This is a genomic window from Klebsiella sp. 141203, from assembly GCF_032601985.1.
GTDB classification, from domain to species: Bacteria; Pseudomonadota; Gammaproteobacteria; order Enterobacterales; family Enterobacteriaceae; genus Klebsiella; species Klebsiella aerogenes.
In genome coordinates this window covers 671,672-688,088 of record NZ_JAQIRL010000003.1, presented here as the reverse complement: position 1 = coordinate 688,088, position 16,417 = coordinate 671,672, and the positions used below count along the sequence as shown (strand labels likewise).

The following is a 16,417-nucleotide window of genomic DNA, read 5'->3' as shown; positions in this document are numbered from 1 at the left end:
GGCACGCAGACGGGAAAAAACCGGAGGATAAGCGCAGCGTCCCAGGAAGATGTCCCCGGTCGCGCTGCGCTTACCGGGGCTACCAAACGGATACCAGACCGTAGCCCGGATAAGGCGCTACGCGCCGCCATCCGGGGAACTCGAAATTTGTCGGCTGGATGAAAGGATCAATACCCGCCGCGGGCCTGCGAAACCGCCAGCCCCAGTTGCCAGACAGCCATCGCGTAGTGAGTGCTGTGGTTATAGCGGGTGATAGTGTAGAAGTTCGGCAGGCCATACCAGTACTGGTACCCGGTGCCGATATCCAGCCGCAGCAGGCTGGCCTGCTGATGATTTCCCAGCGGCTGCGTTGGGGTTAACCCCGCCGCCGACAGCTGTGAAACGCTGTATTTGGTTTTAAAGCCGTTATCCAGACCCGGCGCCTGGCCCAGCGCCTGCACCGCGACGGTATCGCCGCTCACCCAACCGTGCTGTTTAAAGTAGTTCGCCACGCTACCGATGGCATCAACCGGATCCCACAGGTTGATATGACCGTCGCCGTTGAAGTCCACCGCGTATTGCTTATACGACGACGGCATAAACTGGCCGTAGCCCATCGCGCCGGCAAAGGAGCCTTTCAGATCCAGCGGGTCATCGCTTTCGCTGCGCGCCATCAGCAGGAAGGTTTCCAGCTCAGAAGAGAAGTATTCCGCGCGACGCGGATAGTTAAACGACAGCGTCGCCAGCGCATCAAGGATGCGCGTTTTGCCCATCACCCGGCCCCAGCGGGTTTCCACGCCGATAATGCCGACGATGATTTCCGGCGGTACGCCGTAGACCTGATACGCGCGGTTCAGCGCGTCCTGATACTGGTTCCAGAACACCACGCCGTTCTGCACGTTATCCGGCGTAATAAACTGTTTCTTATAGCGTAACCAGGCGCCGTTTGGCCCGGTCGGCGGCAGCCCGCTCGGCGCCTGGCGATCCATCAGCCGCAGCACGTAGTCCAGGCGCTTAGCCTGCGACAGGATCTCCTGGAGCTGCTGTCTATCGAAGCCGTGCTTCGCCACCATCTTATCGATGAACTGCGCCGCCGCAGGGTTATTGGCGAAATCGCCGCCCATCTGCATCACGTTATGCTGCGGTTCCAGCAAAAAGCCGCCGGTTCCGCTCGCCATCTCCGCTTCCGCGGGGGTCTTAGGTTTGCTGCTGCAGGCAGCCAGAAGTGCACATAAAGGGAGTAAAGCCAGATAGCGACGCTTCAACATGGGAATTCCATTTAACAAAATCGGCAAAGGGTAATTATGGTAAAGCATGCGCCCGCCAACAAGGAAGCGGCAATACATTTGCAGACAAAATAGTCCTTTTTTTGCACGTTCTCCGAGTTCGATCTGCACGTTAATTTTTTCACTCATCGCGCACAAACTTTCAAAATAAAATATTTATCTTTCATTTTGCGATCAATTTAACACTTTTAAACCTTTCAAAGTGATTAAAATCAGCCTCCAGTTAGCAAGAAAAATAATACGCTGAAGGAGAGAACAATGATTGAAATCGTTACCCATGGCGCTGAGTGGTTCATCGGCCTGTTTCAGAAAGGCGGCGAGGTGTTTACCGGTATGGTGACCGGGATCCTGCCGCTGCTGATAAGCCTGCTGGTGATCATGAACGCGCTGATCAACTTTATCGGCCAGCAGCGGATCGAAAAGCTGGCGCAGCGCTGCGCCGGCAACCCGCTTACCCGTTACCTGCTGCTGCCTTGCATCGGTACCTTTGTCTTCTGCAACCCCATGACCTTAAGCCTTGGCCGCTTTATGCCGGAGAAATACAAACCGAGCTACTACGCGGCGGCCTCCTATAGCTGTCATTCGATGAACGGGCTGTTTCCGCACATCAACCCCGGCGAGCTGTTTGTTTATCTCGGCATCGCCAACGGCCTCACCACGCTGGGCCTGCCGCTTGGCCCGCTGGCGGTGAGCTACCTGCTGGTTGGCCTGGTGACCAACTTCTTCCGCGGCTGGATCACCGACCTGACCACCTCTATTTTCGAAAGAAAAATGGCGATTCAACTTGACCAGAAAGTGCATCTGTCAGGAGCGACATCATGACCCGTATTCGTATTGAAAAAGGGACCGGCGGTTGGGGCGGCCCGCTTGAGCTCGACATCGTTGAGGGCAAAAAGATTGTCTATATCACCGCAGGCACCCGCCCGGCGATCGTCGATACGCTCGCCAGCCTGACCGGTTGGCAGGCGGTTGATGGATTTAAAGAAGGTGAACCGGCAGAAAGCGAAATTGGCATCGCCATTATTGACTGCGGCGGCACCCTGCGCTGCGGCCTCTACCCGAAGCGCCGTATTCCGACCATCAACATCCACGCCACCGGTAAATCCGGGCCGCTGGCGCAGTACATCGTCGAAGATATTTACGTCTCCGGAGTAAAAGAAGAGAACATCAAACTGCTGGAAGATAGCGGCGAGACGGCAGTGCAACCACTCCCCGCCGCGGGCCGCGATTACGATACCAGCAAGAAGATTACCGAACAGAGCGACGGCCTGCTGGCTAAGGTCGGGATGGGGATGGGTTCGGTAGTGGCGGTACTGTTCCAGGCCGGGCGTGACACCATTGATACGGTGCTGAAAACCATTCTGCCGTTTATGGCCTTCGTCTCGGCGCTGATCGGCATCATCATGGCCTCCGGCATCGGCGACTGGATTGCCCACGGCCTGGCGCCGCTCGCCAGCCATCCGCTGGGGCTGGTGACGCTGGCGCTGATCTGTTCCTTCCCGTTGTTATCGCCGTTTCTCGGCCCCGGCGCGGTTATAGCCCAGGTGATCGGCGTACTGATTGGCGTCCAGATCGGTCTGGGCAACATTCCACCGCATCTCGCCCTACCCGCGCTGTTTGCCATTAATGCCCAGGCCGCCTGCGATTTTATCCCGGTAGGCCTGTCGCTGGCCGAAGCCCGTCAGGAGACGGTACGCGTCGGCGTGCCGTCGGTACTGGTCAGCCGCTTCCTCACCGGCGCGCCAACCGTGCTGATCGCGTGGTTCGTTTCCGGATTTATTTACCAATAAGAGGTTCCTGAAGATGACCGTCATTTACCACACCACCATTACCCGTATCGGCGCCAGCGCGGCGACGGCGCTGGAAGAACAGATGCTCATTACCTTCCGCGAAGGCGCACCGGCGGATATCGAAGAGTATTGCTTTATTCACAACCACGGTGAGCTATGCGGCGCGCTGCGCCCGGGCGCAGAGCTACAGCTCGGCGATCGGCATTATCCGGTGACCGCCGTCGGCGAGGTCGCCGAGCAAAACCTGCGCGAGCTGGGCCACATCACCCTGCGCTTTGACGGTCATCGTCAGGCGGAGTTTCCCGGAACCGTTCACGTCGCGGGCCCGGTGCCGGACGCCATCGCGACCGGCTGCGTACTGAAATTTGTTGCTTAGAAGGAGAGAAAGATGAATCAGGTTGCTGTTGTCATTGGTGGCGGACAAACCTTAGGAGAGTTTCTGTGCCGCGGTCTGGCCGCCGAGGGCTACCGCGTGGCGGTGGTTGATATCCAAAGTGAAAAAGCCAACCGCGTCGCCCAGGAGATCAACACTGAATATGGCGAAGGTACGGCATACGGCTTCGGCGCCGACGCCACCAGCGAAGCCAGCGTCACGGCCCTGGCCCACGGCGTAGATGAGATTTTCACGCGCGTCGATCTCCTGGTCTACAGTGCCGGTATCGCTAAGGCCGCGTTTATTAGCGACTTCGCGCTGGGCGATTTTGACCGCTCGCTGCAGGTCAACCTGGTGGGCTATTTCCTCTGCGCCCGCGAGTTCTCACGGCTGATGATCCGCGACGGCATTAAAGGTCGCATCATTCAGATCAACTCGAAATCCGGCAAAGTCGGCAGTAAGCATAACTCAGGCTATAGCGCGGCGAAGTTCGGCGGCGTCGGGCTTACCCAGTCGCTGGCGCTGGATCTGGCGGAATACGGCATTACCGTGCATTCGCTGATGCTCGGCAATCTGTTGAAATCACCGATGTTCCAGTCGCTGCTGCCGCAGTACGCCACCAAGCTCGGCATTGATGAGAGCGAAGTCGAGCAGTACTACATCGATAAGGTGCCGTTGAAACGCGGCTGCGATTACCAGGATGTGCTGAACGTGTTGATGTTCTACGCCAGCCCGCAGGCGTCGTACTGCACCGGGCAGTCGATTAACGTCACCGGCGGCCAGGTGATGTTTTAAAAGGTTCCCGGATGGCGCTGCGCTTATCCGGGCAACAAAACTGTAGGTCGGGCAAGGCGTTAGCCGCCACCCGACAAAAAACGGTACCCGGGTTGTACCCGGCATCACACCTTCAGGAGACATTATGGTTACCGCACTCATTACCGTCGCCGCTATTGCCTGGCTTTGCCAACTGGCGTTCGGCGGCTGGCAGATCCGCCGCTTCAATCGCGCCTTTGATAGCCTTTGCCAGCAGGGCCGCGTTGGCGTAGGCCGTTCCTCCGGGCGCTTTAAACCGCGCGCGATTGTCGCTATCGCCGTCGATGAAAACGATCGTATTTGCGATACGCTGTTGATGAAGGGACTCACCGTCTTCGCCAGCCCGCAAAAAATCCCCATGCTTAGCGGTAAACATCTCGAGGAATTGCAGCCTGATGTGATCTTTCCCAATGATCCGCTCTGTCAGAATGCACTATCATTAGCGCTTAATCCGAAACATGCATAATTTCGTTGTGAAAGTTAATATCTTGCGAAATTATCACTTCGAAACTTAAACGCAGGATACAACGCCTATGAAACCACGTCAGCGCCAGGCAGCCATTCTCGAGTACCTGCAATCGCAGGGCAAATGCTCGGTCGAAGAGCTGGCGCAACACTTCGACACCACCGGCACCACTATCCGTAAGGATCTGGTGATACTGGAGAATGCCGGGACCGTCATCCGCACCTACGGCGGCGTAGTGTTAAATAAAGACGAGGCCGACCCGCCTATCGACCACAAGACGCTGATCAACACCCACAAGAAAGCGCAGATTGCCGAGGCCGCCGTGCGATACATCCACGATGGCGATTCAATTATCCTCGACGCCGGCAGCACCGTGCTGCAGATGGTGCCGTTGCTGAGCCGCTTCAATAACATCACGGTGATGACAAACAGCCTGCATATCGTCAACGCGCTTTCCGAGCTCGATAACGAGCAGACCATCCTGATGCCGGGCGGCACCTTCCGTAAAAAATCAGCCTCTTTTCACGGCCAACTGGCGGAAAACGCCTTCGAACAATTCAGCTTCGACAAGCTGTTTATGGGCACCGACGGCATTGATCTGGTCGCGGGCGTCACCACCTTTAACGAGGTCTATACCGTAAGTAAGGCGATGTGTAACGCCGCCCGCGAAGTGATCCTGATGGCCGACTCATCCAAGTTTGGCCGTAAAAGTCCCAACATTGTCTGCGGCCTTGAACGCGTGGATAAATTGATTACCGATGCCGATATTGACCCTGAATTCCAGCGGGCGCTGGAAGCCAAAGGTATTGAAGTCATTATTACTGGAGAACATCATGAGTAACTTTTTGTTAGAGGCCGGACGCCAGACCCTGATGCTTGAGCTGCAGGAGGCGAGCCGCCTGCCGGAACGCCTGGGCGACGACTTCATCCGCGCGGCGGAAACCATCATCCACTGCGAGGGCAAACTGATTGTCTCCGGTATCGGTAAATCCGGCCACATCGGTAAAAAGCTAGCGGCAACCTTCGCCAGCACCGGCACCCCGGCCTTTTTCGTCCATCCGGCGGAAGCCCTGCACGGCGATCTCGGCATGCTCGATAGCCGCGACGTGATGCTGTTTATCTCCTACTCCGGCAGCGCGAAAGAGCTGGATCTCATCGTACCGCGGCTGGAAGAGAAATCCATTCCGCTGCTGGCGATGACCGGCAAATCCACCTCGCCGCTGGCGCTGGCGGCGAAAGCGGTGCTGGATATCGCCGTAGAGCGCGAAGCCTGTCCGATGCATCTGGCACCGACCTCCAGCACCGTCAACACGCTGATGCTGGGCGACGCGTTGGCGATGGCGGTGATGCAGGCGCGCGGTTTCAATGAAGAAGATTTCGCCCGTTCCCACCCGGCGGGCGCCCTCGGCGCGCGGCTGCTGAACAAAGTGCATCATCTGATGCGCCGCGATGAAGAAGTGCCGCGGGTCAATGCTGACGCCAACGTCATGGACGCCATGCTTGAACTAAGCCGAACCGGGCTCGGCCTGGTGGCGGTCTGCGATGAAGCCAACCGCGTGCAGGGCGTTTTCACCGACGGCGACCTGCGCCGCTGGCTGGTTGCTGGCGGTACGCTCAACGATGGCGTCACTCAGGCGATGACCCGCAACGGCGTGACGCTGCAGGCGGAAAGTCGCGCGGTGGAAGCCAAAGAGCGGTTGATGAAACATAAAATCAGCGCCGCGCCGGTAGTGGATGAAAACGGCCTGCTGGTCGGCGCCATCAACCTGCAGAACTTTTACCAGGCAGGGATCCTTTAAGCCCCAGACGTTTCGCCAGCCGATGCAGGTTGGCGACGTCCAGTTCCAGCGCACGGGCGGTCGCCGCCCAGTTGCGCTGGTTCGCCTCCAGCGCGCGGCTAATCGCTTCTCGCTGAAAAGAGTCGGTCGCCTCGCGCAGATTGACGTTTCCCGTCGCGGGCGCCGCTGCGGCCGTCTCAGTCGGCAACATCGGCGCTGCCACCGCAAACTGGAAATGCTGCGGCTCTAGTACCACTTCATCGCCGGTCTGGGTGGCCCGCGCCAGCACTACCGCCCGGTGAATAGCATGCTCCAGTTCGCGCACGTTGCCCGGCCAGGACCACTGCTGCAGCCTGTTTCGCGCCGCCTCAGCCAAAATGACCCGCGCCAGCCCCATCCGCAGGCGGCACTGCTCACAGAAATAGCCCGCCAGCAGCACCACATCGTTTTCCCGTTCGCGTAGCGCCGGAACCGACAGCGGGAAGACGCTCAGCCGATGGTACAGATCGGCGCGAAAGCGCCCTTCCACCACCTCCTGGCGCAGATCGCGGTTCGTCGCCGCCAACACCCGCACATCGACCCGCAGGCTGCGGTCATCGCCGACGCGCTGAATATCGCCATACTGCAGCACGCGCAGCAGCTTCGCCTGCAACGCCAGCGACAGTTCGCCAATTTCATCAAGGAACAGGGTGCCGTTATCAGCCATCTCAAATTTACCGCTGCGGTTGCTGATAGCGCCGGTAAATGCCCCTTTCACATGGCCGAACAGCTCGCTCTCCGCCACGCTTTCCGGTAGCGCCGCGCAGTTGAGATAGACCAGCGGATTGGCGGCTCGCGGCGACCCCTGATGCACCGCCTTCGCCACCAGCTCTTTACCGGTGCCGGTTTCGCCGCTTATCAGCACGTTTAAATCTGATGCGGCGACGATATCGATCTCTTTTTTCAGCTGCAGCATGGGCGCCGACAGGCCGATAATCTCCTGACGCTCAGGCTGCGCGTAATGCACCGGCTGCGCCGGCAGCACGTTTTGCGCTTCAAGACGGGCGATGAGCAGCGCGTTATTCAAGGCGCCAGCCACCAGCGCAGCAATTAGCCGCAGCTCTTCATCGCTAAAGCTATCGAAACGGTCGGCATCCATGCCGTCAAGGGTCAGCGCGCCAATCAGCGTCTGCCCTGCGAACAGCGGCAGGCCAACGCAGGCGTGAACCTTCAGACTCTCATGACCGGGGATCAGCCCGTCGTAGGGGTCAGGCAGATCGCTATCCGCCGGGAAGCGCACCACATCCCCGGCACGCGCAATCGCCTCAAGCCGCGGGTGTCCTTCCAGGGCAAAGCGCCGACCGAGCACATCCTGCGCCAGGCCATCGATCGCCAGCGGCACAAACTGATGCGCCTCGTAGCGCAGCAGCGCCGAGGCATCGCAGCCGAGAATCTGCCGCAGGGTAGTAATCAGACGCGAAAAACGGTCGGTGTGACCAATATCGCTTTGTAAATCAATGGCGATTCTCGCCAGCTCGTCGACGGAAAAACTCATTGCCGCTCCATTGTCATTTTGACAATACGCATTGTCATATCGACTATTTTAATCATTGTCATTTTGACAGCAACAAAAATCATAAAAAATTAAAAATAGATAGTTATCAATGAATTAAAAAGTTGGCATGCAACTTGATATAAGCCAATCAACTGAGTTTAAACACACTGTATTGATTGAGGTTGCTATGTCTATTGCGGTTAAAAATAACATTCTTTGGGTTGGCCAACGCGATTGGGAAGTGCGTGATTTCCACGGCACCGAATATAAAACGCTGCGCGGCAGCAGCTACAACAGCTATCTCATCCGCGAAGAGAAAAACGTGCTGATCGATACCGTCGATCATAAATTCAGCCGCGAGTTCGTGCAGAACCTGCGCAGCGAAATCGATCTGGCTGACCTCGACTACGTCGTCATTAACCACGCCGAAGAGGACCATGCCGGCGCGCTGACCGAACTGATGATGCAGATCCCGGATACGCCGATTTACTGCACCGCCAACGCCATCGACTCGATCAACGGCCACCATCATCATCCGGAGTGGAACTTCCACGTGGTGAAAACCGGCGATACTCTCGATATCGGTAATGGTAAACAGCTGATCTTCGTGGAAACGCCGATGCTGCACTGGCCTGACAGCATGATGACCTACCTGACCGGCGACGCGGTGCTGTTCAGCAACGACGCCTTCGGCCAGCACTACTGCGACGAACACCTGTTCAACGATGAAGTGGACCAGATTGAACTGTACGAACAGTGCCAGCGCTACTACGCCAACATCCTGACGCCCTTCAGCCGCCTGGTGACGCCGAAAATTACTGAAATCCTCGGCTTCAACCTGCCGGTGGATATGATTGCCACCTCCCACGGCGTGGTCTGGCGCGATAACCCGACGCAAATCGTCGAGAAATATCTCGAGTGGGCGGCGGATTACCAGGAAGATCGCATCACTCTCTTCTACGACACCATGTCCAATAACACCCGCATGATGGCGGACGCCATCGCTCAGGGGATCACTGAAGTCGACCCGCGGGTAGCGGTAAAAATCTTCAACGTCGCCCGCAGCGACAAAAACGACATTCTCACCAATGTTTTCCGCTCGAAAGGCGTGCTGGTGGGCACCTCCACCATGAACAACGTGATGATGCCGAAAATCGCCGGGCTGGTGGAAGAGATGACCGGGCTGCGTTTTCGCAATAAACGCGCCAGCGCCTTTGGCTCACACGGCTGGAGCGGCGGCGCGGTAGACCGTCTGTCCACCCGCCTGCAGGATGCCGGTTTTGAGATGTCGCTGAGCCTGAAAGCCAAATGGCGCCCGGATATCGACGCGCTGGAATTGTGCCGCCAACACGGACGCGACATCGCCCGCCAGTGGGCCCTCTCGCCGCTGCCTGTTGCTGAAGCAGCGACAACGCCGGAACAACAAGACTGCGCCTGCGCCGCCGCCGCGGCCGCCGATCTCGGTCCCATGATGCAGTGCAGCGTGTGCCAGTGGGTCTATGACCCGGCGAAAGGCGAACCTAACCAAGATGTACAGCCGGGTACGTCGTGGAGTGAAGTGCCGGACAATTTCCTCTGCCCTGAGTGTTCTCTTGGCAAAGATGTCTTTGACGTACTGGCGACGGAGGCAAAATGAGTGATGGCATCGTCATCATCGGCTCGGGCTTCGCGGCCCGCCAGCTGGTGAAAAATATCCGTAAGCAGGATACGCAAATCCCGCTGACGTTAATCGCCGCCGATAGCATGGATGAGTACAACAAACCGGACCTCAGCCATGTCATCAGCCGCGGGCAGAAGGCCGACGATCTGACCCTGCAAAGCGCCGGCGAGTTCGCAGAGCAGTACAATCTGCGTCTGTTTCCCCATACCTGGGTAAGCGATATCGACGCCGAAAACCGGTTAGTGAAGAGCCAGGATAACCAGTGGCGCTACGACAAACTGGTGCTGGCCACCGGCGCGACGCCGTTTATCCCGCCGGTGCCGGGACGCGAGCTGATGCTGACGCTGAACAGCCAGCGCGAATATGGCGCAGCGCAGAGCCAGCTGCACGACGCGAAGCGCGTGCTGATCGTCGGCGGCGGCCTGATTGGCTGCGAACTGGCGATGGATTTCTGTCGCGCCGGTAAAGCGGTAACGGTAGTCGATAACTCAGCCAGCGTGCTGGCGGCGCTGATGCCGCCGGAAGCCAGCAGCCGCCTACAGCATCGGCTTACCGAGATGGGCGTACATCTGATGCTCAAAACGCAGCTTGAGAGGTTAGAGCAAACCGCCGACGGCATTCGCGTCAGCCTCGATCGCCAGCGCGCGATAACCGTCGATGCGGTGGTGGCCGCTGCCGGCCTGCGCCCGGAAACGTCGCTGGCGCGCCATGCCGGATTGCAGATTAACCGCGGCGTGGTGGTCAATAACCAACTGCAAACCAGCGACCCGGCGATTTATGCGCTCGGCGACTGTGCGGAAATCAACGGTACGGTACTGCCGTTCCTGCAGCCGATTTTACTCAGCGCCATGTGCCTGAGTAAAAACCTGCTGGCGCAAGCGGGCGAGCTCACATTGCCGCCAATGCTGGTGAAAGTGAAAACACCGGATCTGCCGCTGCATCTGGCCGGCGACACCCGCCGCGACGATCTGACGTGGAATATCGTGGCCGCCAAAGAGGGGCTGGTGGCGAAAGGCCTGGATGCCGAAAACCAGCTGCGGGCCTTTGTGGTGAGTGAAGACAAAATGAAGGAAGCTTTTGTGCTGCTCAAGCAACTGGTAAGGTGATTACCGTCCAGGCGACCCTGTTTTGCCGGGTGGCGCTACGCTTACCCGGCCTACGGTCCGTGCGGCCTGCCTTTAATTTATTCACCATGCTGGCTGAAACTGCCGCTGTTGGTGGCCTCAAAATCGCTGAGACGTTACCGGAAGGCCGGGGCAGCCCGCATGGATGCGGGCTGAGGGCCGTGTTTTGCAAGGACGCTGCCTCGGCCCGACCCGAAGCCTGCCGGGATAAGTCGAAGGCACCACGAAGTGGCGATTTTGGCGGCCAGAGCCCGGGGGTACAGGGGGCGGCGGCGACTGGCCGCCCCCTGTGCGCTCCCTGCGCTACGGAAAACATATTGCAGAAAAATTAACCGGGAGCGCAATATCCTCTGAAGCGACACGCGATAAACGTTTTTTCAAGCGAAAAAGTTGCAAACCGATAACAGTATTTACAGTTCTGGTGAGGTGATTGTTTTCCAGGCTAGCGCGCCAAATTATCGTAGCCGCGCCAGCGATAATTTAGCACCGACAGCGCCCAACAAACGACGAACAGCCCCACCACCACAAACCCGGCATCGCCGAGGTTGTCGTTTAACGCTCCTACCCAGCGCCACACCCCGCCGCTTAGGGCGAACTTATCCATTAACAGCCCCAGCGCTTCCAGGCCGCCGATAAACAGCGCCACGACTACCGAGGTACCGGTGATGGTCATATTGTAATAGAGCTTGCGCTGCGGCTTGCTGAACGCCCAGCCGTAGGCGCCGACCATCAGCACATTATCAAGCGTATCCACCAGCGCCATACCGCTGGCGAACAGCGCCGGGAAGACCATAATCGACCAAATCGAAATGCCGCTCGACGCGCCGGCAGCGGAAATACCCAGCACGCCGATTTCGGTGGCGGTATCAAAGCCAAGACCGAACAAAAAGCCCACCAGATACATCTGCCAGCTGCGGCTTATCAGCCGGAAGGTCTTGCCAAACAGCCAGCTCATCATACCGCCGCCGCTAACGATTTCGTCGCTGACCTTTTCACCGCGCTTCCATGCCTGGAAGCTGCGCCACACGCTGCGCAAAATCACCAGATTGACCAGCGCCATTGCCAGCAGAAACAGCGCCGATACCGCAGTGCCAATCACGCTGCCGGTTTCGTGTAGCCAGCTCATCTGCTGGCTGAAGGCGGTGGCCGTCGCGGCGATCGCCGCCGACGCCAGCACCACGATCGACGAATGCCCTAGCGAAAACCACGCCCCGACGCCAAACGGCCGCCGCCCCTGCTGCATCATCTTGCGGGTGACGCTATCAATCGCCGCAATATGGTCGGCGTCGACCGCATGGCGCAGACCGTAACCCCAGGCCAGCAGACTGGCGGCCATCAATGCCCCGCTATCGCCAAACGCCTGAAACGCCCATAGCCAGGCCAGGGCGTTCGCGGCGATAAGTCCCAATACCAGCGCCGCCGCACGCGGCTGTTGGCGTAAAATCATCGTTATCATCTTAAATCCTTTGAGACTGCCAGCGGGCGGCGGCCACCACCGCCTGACCGTAGGCGATCGCGCCATCGCCAGCGGGAAGCTGCTGCGGCAAAAGCAAAGTAAAATCAGAGAGGTAATCGCTGAGGCGGGCGGCGAGCAGCTGATTATGCAGTACGCCGCCGCTACAAACGATCGTCGCTATCCCGCGGGAAGCGGCGCGGTCGCGCGCCAGCGCCGCCAGCCCGCAGGCCAGCGCATCATGAAAGGCCCAGGCTTTCTGCGCGGGCGTCGCCTGCCAGCGCAACCACTGTCGCCAGAAGGTGGCTAAATCCAGCTCGCCGCCGCGCCAGGGCAGCGTGACCGGATGGCTGACGCCCGGACAGCTGGCGGCCAGCGCCTCCAGCCGACAGGCCGCCTCGCCTTCGTAGCTCAGGCTCTCCGGCGCGCAATCCAGCGCGTAGGCGACGGCATCAAACAGCCGTCCGCAGGAAGAGGCGCGCGGCGAATTAATACCGCGTTCGATGGCCTGCGCCAACAGCGGCCAGTTTCGCTGCCCCAGCGCGGCGGTTTGCGGGTATGACTGCCAGTCGGGAATAAATGCCAGGCACTGGGCCAACAAATTTCGCCACGGCTGGCGCGCCGCCAGATCGCCGCCCGGCAGAGCCACGGCCGGGAGGCCGCCAAGATGTTCGCATTCGCGGTAGTTCACCCGCAGGCATTCGCCGCCCCACAGCGCGCCGTTTTCCCCCATGCCAATGCCATCAAGGGTCAGGGCAATCACATCGCCGCCGTCGAGCGGCCAGCGGTGTTCCGCCAGGCAAGCCGCCGCGTGGGCATGGTGATGCAGTACCGGCTCGACCGGTAACGACATTGACGCCGCCCACCGTGTCGAGCGATAGCCGGGATGGGCGTCAACCGCCATCCGCTGCGGCGCAAATGCATAAATGCTCTGCATTAACTGCAGCGCACTGCGCCACTGTTGCTCGACGCCCTCCTCGCCGAGATCGCCAAAATGCTGGCTCAGCACCGCCTCGTCGCCGCGCGCCAGACAGAAGGTATTTTTCATATCCGCCCCCAGCGCCAGCAACGGCGGAATATTATCCAGGCCCGGCGGCAGCGGCAGCGCATCCGGCACATAGCCACGGGCGCGGCGCAGCATCTCACCGCTTGAGCGCACCAGCGAATCGTCCATACGCTGCACGATATCGCGATTATGTAGCAGAAAACCGTCGACGATATCGGCTAAGTCGGTGAGCGCTTCGCGATTACTCAATGCCGGAGGGCGGCCGCTGAGGTTGCCGGAGGTCATCACTATCGGGCGCGCCAGCGCCTGCAGAAGTAAATGCTGCAGCGGATTAGACGGCAGCATCACCCCAACTTCCGCAAGCCCTGGCGCAATCTCGTCACACAGGCCGGGAACCTGCGCTTTAGCCAGCAATACAATCGGCGCGGCGGGCGAGCGCAGCAGCGTTGCCGCCGCGGCGGGTAATCCCGTGGCCGTCGGCAGCATTACCGCCAGCGGTTTTGCCGGGCGCCGTTTTCGCGCGCGCAGCGCTGCCACCGCCACGCTATTACCGGCATCGCAGGCCAGATGAAAACCGCCAATCCCTTTTATCGCCACAATATCGCCCGCAGCCAGCCGCGCGATGGCCGCCTGCAGCGCCGCTTCAGCGAATAGCGTTAGCGTTCCCGCCCGCCACTCCAGCTGTGGGCCGCAATCGGCACAGGCCACCGGCTGGGCGTGAAAACGGCGATCGGCAGGCTCCCGGTACTCGGCAGCGCAGCGCGGACAAAGTGGGAACGGCGCCATCGCCGTAAAGGGACGATCGTATGGCATGGCGCGAATAATGGTGAAACGCGGCCCGCAGTGGGTACAGTTGATAAAGGGGTAACGGTAACGGCGTTCTTGCGGATCGTTCATCTCCGCCAGGCACGCCGGGCAGGTTGCGGCATCGGGAACAATCTGCGTGCGCATACTGCCGCCGCCGCTGTGGCGAATGGTGAAATCCTGAGGAAGCTTATGCCAGTGAAACGGGGTGCAGTCGGTGCTGTCAATACGCGCCAGCGGCGGACAGTGACGGGCCAACGCGGCGGTAAAACCACCGTCGTCGCCGATCAGCCTGACCAGCACGCCGTCGCCGTCGTTACAGACATCGCCGCCGCGCGCCATTTGTCGCGCCAGTTGCCAGACGAAGGGGCGGAAACCCACCCCCTGCACTTTACCGCGAATGCGGATTTGCACCCCGTTCATGCGGCGTATTACCAGGCCAGCGCCGTACGGCGACGTTTTTCGAGGTTCATCTGCTCAAGCTTGTTGCGGTCAACGCAAACCAGCGCGTGCGTCGGGCAGGCTTCAATGCAGGCCGGGCCGCTATCGCGCTGGTGGCACAGGTCGCACTTGTTGGCTTCGGCTTTTTCCGCCATGACGTTCAACCCGGCGCCGCTGTGGCGAACGACCGGGCGCACCACCACTTCCATCGCCCCATACGGGCAGGCGACAACGCAGGTTTTACAGCCGATGCAGCGCTCCTGCATCACGTGGACAAAGCCTTTATCGCGGCTGATGGCGCCGTTCGGGCAGACGTTGGCGCATGGCGCGTCTTCACATTGACGACAGGCCGTCGCCGTCGACACATTGACGCCTTTGATCACGTGAATACGCGGCAGGAACGACTGCGGCGTCAGCGCGGCGCAATCCTGATTTTCCTGATGAGAGACCACGCAGGCCACTTCACAGGTGCGGCAGCCGATGCATTTGCTCGCATCGGCGATAATGAAACGGTTCATCCATTTCTCCAGCGGAAAGAAGTTAACGCGCCGGATTATGCATAATACGTTCCAACTTTTATTTCATTGAAATTTAAGGGAATTAAATTAACAGTCGCTGTCATCGTCACAACTGACGATGACAGATGACGACATCAGGCATGCGGGCCGCGCGCCAACGACTCGCGTTCAATCAGCTCGCCGGGGAAAGTTTGCTGATATTTAAATTCGCCGCCGTCGAGCATAAAGATCAGCCTGTTGATGCTCTCTTTCATCATTTCGGTGACCGGGATTTTAACGCTGGAGAGCGAAGGGATCACATACGGCGCCAGCGCGATGTCATCGAAACCGATCACCGATACCAGCTGCGGCACCGCGATCCCCTGCTGGTGCAGTTGCTTAATCGCACCGATCGCCATGTCGTCATTACTGGCGACCAGCGCGCTGAAACTGACGCCGCGTTGGCTGAGCGCTTCGACAGCGGCGGCGCCGGTCTGCGGCGTCCAGCGCCCTTCAACGATCAGTTCTTGCCGCACGGGAAGCCCCTGGCCTGCCAGCGCGTCTTTATAACCAGAGAGACGCTCAACCCCGGTAGGCGAATCCAGCGAACCGGTGATAAACGCAATGTCGCGATGACCGCTGGTAATTAACTTTTCAACCGCCATCCGCGCCGAGGCTTTGTGATCGGACCATACGCAGTGGCTGGCGTGGCGGCGCAGGCGACGGTTCAGCACCACAATCGGCTGCTGATGATTGTCGATTATCTCATCCATCTCATCGACGCTAAGAAAGCGCGGATAGATGATGATCGCATCACAGCGCATATCGAGCAGATACTGAATCGCCTCGCGCTCCTCTTGCGCGCTGTGTTTGCCGTCGGCAAGGATCAGCTGCCGCCCCTGATCTTCCGTCAGCCGCGCCACGTGAAACAGCAGCTCGCTGAAATAGACGCCGTGATAAAGGGTGTTGGTTACCACCAGCCCGATGGTCTGGCTTTTTTTGGTCGCCAGATTGCGCGCCAGCAGATTCGGCCGATAGCCGCTTTCGGCAATTGCCTGAAACACCCGGTCTTTGGTCTCCTGGCTAACATAGCCATTGCCCGACAGCACCCGCGAAACGGTCGCCTTTGATACTCCCGCGCGCTTCGCAACCTCCAGCATCGTTGCCATGGGGTTCTTCCTGTAACTTAAGTTGCCTGCAGTGTACTGCACGTCTCGCCGTTTTTCAGCAGTCGGCATCGCCCTGATGTTGCTCTGCCCCTGCCTACAAAGCGATCAAAATCACAAATTTGCAAAGTGATTTTTTTAATTCTTGTATGACTCAATGAAACTCATCATGATTTTGTGGAACCGGTTTCCTATGCATATACCGCGCATAGCCGCCGTCAGGCGCTGGCGTGTAATCAGTACCCTA

General features: G+C 59.1%; 15 protein-coding genes. 9 read left to right on the top strand and 6 right to left on the bottom strand.

Annotated elements, in window-relative coordinates; translation table 11 throughout:
* Positions 1 to 167: 167 nt before the first annotated feature.
* Entirely contained in the window at positions 168 to 1,247 is a 1,080-nt protein-coding gene (gene mltB / locus PGR29_RS15830; protein WP_020078114.1) for a lytic murein transglycosylase B, read from the bottom strand.
* A 276-nt stretch (positions 1,248 to 1,523) separates the two neighbouring features.
* Between mltB and srlA the strand changes: the two genes are divergently transcribed.
* The 7 genes from srlA to gutQ all read left to right on the top strand — a co-directional run bounded on the left by srlA (position 1,524) and on the right by gutQ (position 6,506).
* The gene (gene srlA / locus PGR29_RS15825) at positions 1,524 to 2,087 is read left to right on the top strand and encodes a PTS glucitol/sorbitol transporter subunit IIC (RefSeq protein ID WP_087859294.1); all 564 of its coding nucleotides are present in this window, start codon (positions 1,524 to 1,526) and stop codon (positions 2,085 to 2,087) included.
* Entirely contained in the window at positions 2,084 to 3,055 is a 972-nt protein-coding gene (gene srlE / locus PGR29_RS15820; protein ID WP_316424829.1) for a PTS glucitol/sorbitol transporter subunit IIB, read from the top strand. Before srlA ends, srlE begins: the two co-directional genes overlap by 4 nt.
* A gap of 13 nt (positions 3,056 to 3,068) precedes the next feature.
* Positions 3,069 to 3,431 carry a PTS glucitol/sorbitol transporter subunit IIA gene (srlB, locus tag PGR29_RS15815; RefSeq protein WP_113374629.1) on the top strand — a complete coding sequence of 121 codons (363 nt, stop codon included), beginning with the start codon at positions 3,069 to 3,071 and terminating at the stop codon, positions 3,429 to 3,431.
* Positions 3,432 to 3,443: 12 nt separating this feature from the next.
* Positions 3,444 to 4,223 carry a sorbitol-6-phosphate dehydrogenase gene (gene srlD, locus PGR29_RS15810; protein ID WP_213793444.1) on the top strand — a complete coding sequence of 260 codons (780 nt, stop codon included), beginning with the start codon at positions 3,444 to 3,446 and terminating at the stop codon, positions 4,221 to 4,223.
* 124 nt (positions 4,224 to 4,347) lie between these two features.
* On the top strand, positions 4,348 to 4,707 hold the full coding sequence (gene gutM, locus PGR29_RS15805) for a transcriptional regulator GutM (RefSeq protein ID WP_101739302.1): 360 nt from the start codon (positions 4,348 to 4,350) through the stop codon (positions 4,705 to 4,707).
* A gap of 67 nt (positions 4,708 to 4,774) precedes the next feature.
* Positions 4,775 to 5,548, top strand: coding sequence for a glucitol operon DNA-binding transcriptional repressor SrlR (srlR, locus tag PGR29_RS15800; protein ID WP_032708956.1), 774 nt, complete (start codon positions 4,775 to 4,777; stop codon positions 5,546 to 5,548).
* A complete protein-coding gene (gutQ, locus tag PGR29_RS15795) occupies positions 5,541 to 6,506 on the top strand; it encodes an arabinose-5-phosphate isomerase GutQ (RefSeq protein WP_087859297.1) in 966 nt (321 codons plus the stop codon). Before srlR ends, gutQ begins: the two co-directional genes overlap by 8 nt.
* Here gutQ and norR read toward each other — a convergent pair.
* Positions 6,469 to 8,019: a nitric oxide reductase transcriptional regulator NorR gene (gene norR / locus PGR29_RS15790; RefSeq protein ID WP_316424826.1), complete on the bottom strand. Its 1,551-nt coding sequence runs from the start codon at positions 8,017 to 8,019 to the stop codon at positions 6,469 to 6,471. The two genes, gutQ and norR, sit on opposite strands and share 38 nt — an antisense overlap.
* Before the next feature lie 187 nt (positions 8,020 to 8,206).
* Here norR and norV point away from each other — a divergent pair, with 187 nt between their 5' ends.
* Both norV and norW read left to right on the top strand, forming a co-directional pair.
* Positions 8,207 to 9,655 (top strand): anaerobic nitric oxide reductase flavorubredoxin, encoded by a 1,449-nt coding sequence (norV, locus tag PGR29_RS15785; protein ID WP_316424825.1) that lies wholly within the window; start codon positions 8,207 to 8,209, stop codon positions 9,653 to 9,655.
* Positions 9,652 to 10,785, top strand: a complete 1,134-nt coding sequence (gene norW, locus PGR29_RS15780; protein ID WP_316424824.1) for an NADH:flavorubredoxin reductase NorW — start codon at positions 9,652 to 9,654, stop codon at positions 10,783 to 10,785. Before norV ends, norW begins: the two co-directional genes overlap by 4 nt.
* A 460-nt stretch (positions 10,786 to 11,245) precedes the next feature.
* Here the strand turns inward: norW and PGR29_RS15775 are convergent, their stop codons facing one another.
* From PGR29_RS15775 to PGR29_RS15760, 4 genes are all read right to left on the bottom strand, one after another.
* Entirely contained in the window at positions 11,246 to 12,259 is a 1,014-nt protein-coding gene (locus PGR29_RS15775) for a HoxN/HupN/NixA family nickel/cobalt transporter (RefSeq protein WP_316424823.1), read from the bottom strand.
* Between the two features lies 1 nt (position 12,260).
* Complete coding sequence (hypF, locus tag PGR29_RS15770; RefSeq protein ID WP_316424822.1) at positions 12,261 to 14,489, bottom strand: carbamoyltransferase HypF; 2,229 nt, start codon at positions 14,487 to 14,489, stop codon at positions 12,261 to 12,263.
* 8 nt (positions 14,490 to 14,497) lie between these two features.
* Positions 14,498 to 15,025, bottom strand: coding sequence for an electron transport protein HydN (hydN, locus tag PGR29_RS15765; protein ID WP_015370036.1), 528 nt, complete (start codon positions 15,023 to 15,025; stop codon positions 14,498 to 14,500).
* Positions 15,026 to 15,159: 134 nt separating this feature from the next.
* Positions 15,160 to 16,173, bottom strand: a complete 1,014-nt coding sequence (locus PGR29_RS15760; protein WP_316424821.1) for a LacI family DNA-binding transcriptional regulator — start codon at positions 16,171 to 16,173, stop codon at positions 15,160 to 15,162.
* Between the last annotated feature and the right edge of the window lie 244 nt (positions 16,174 to 16,417).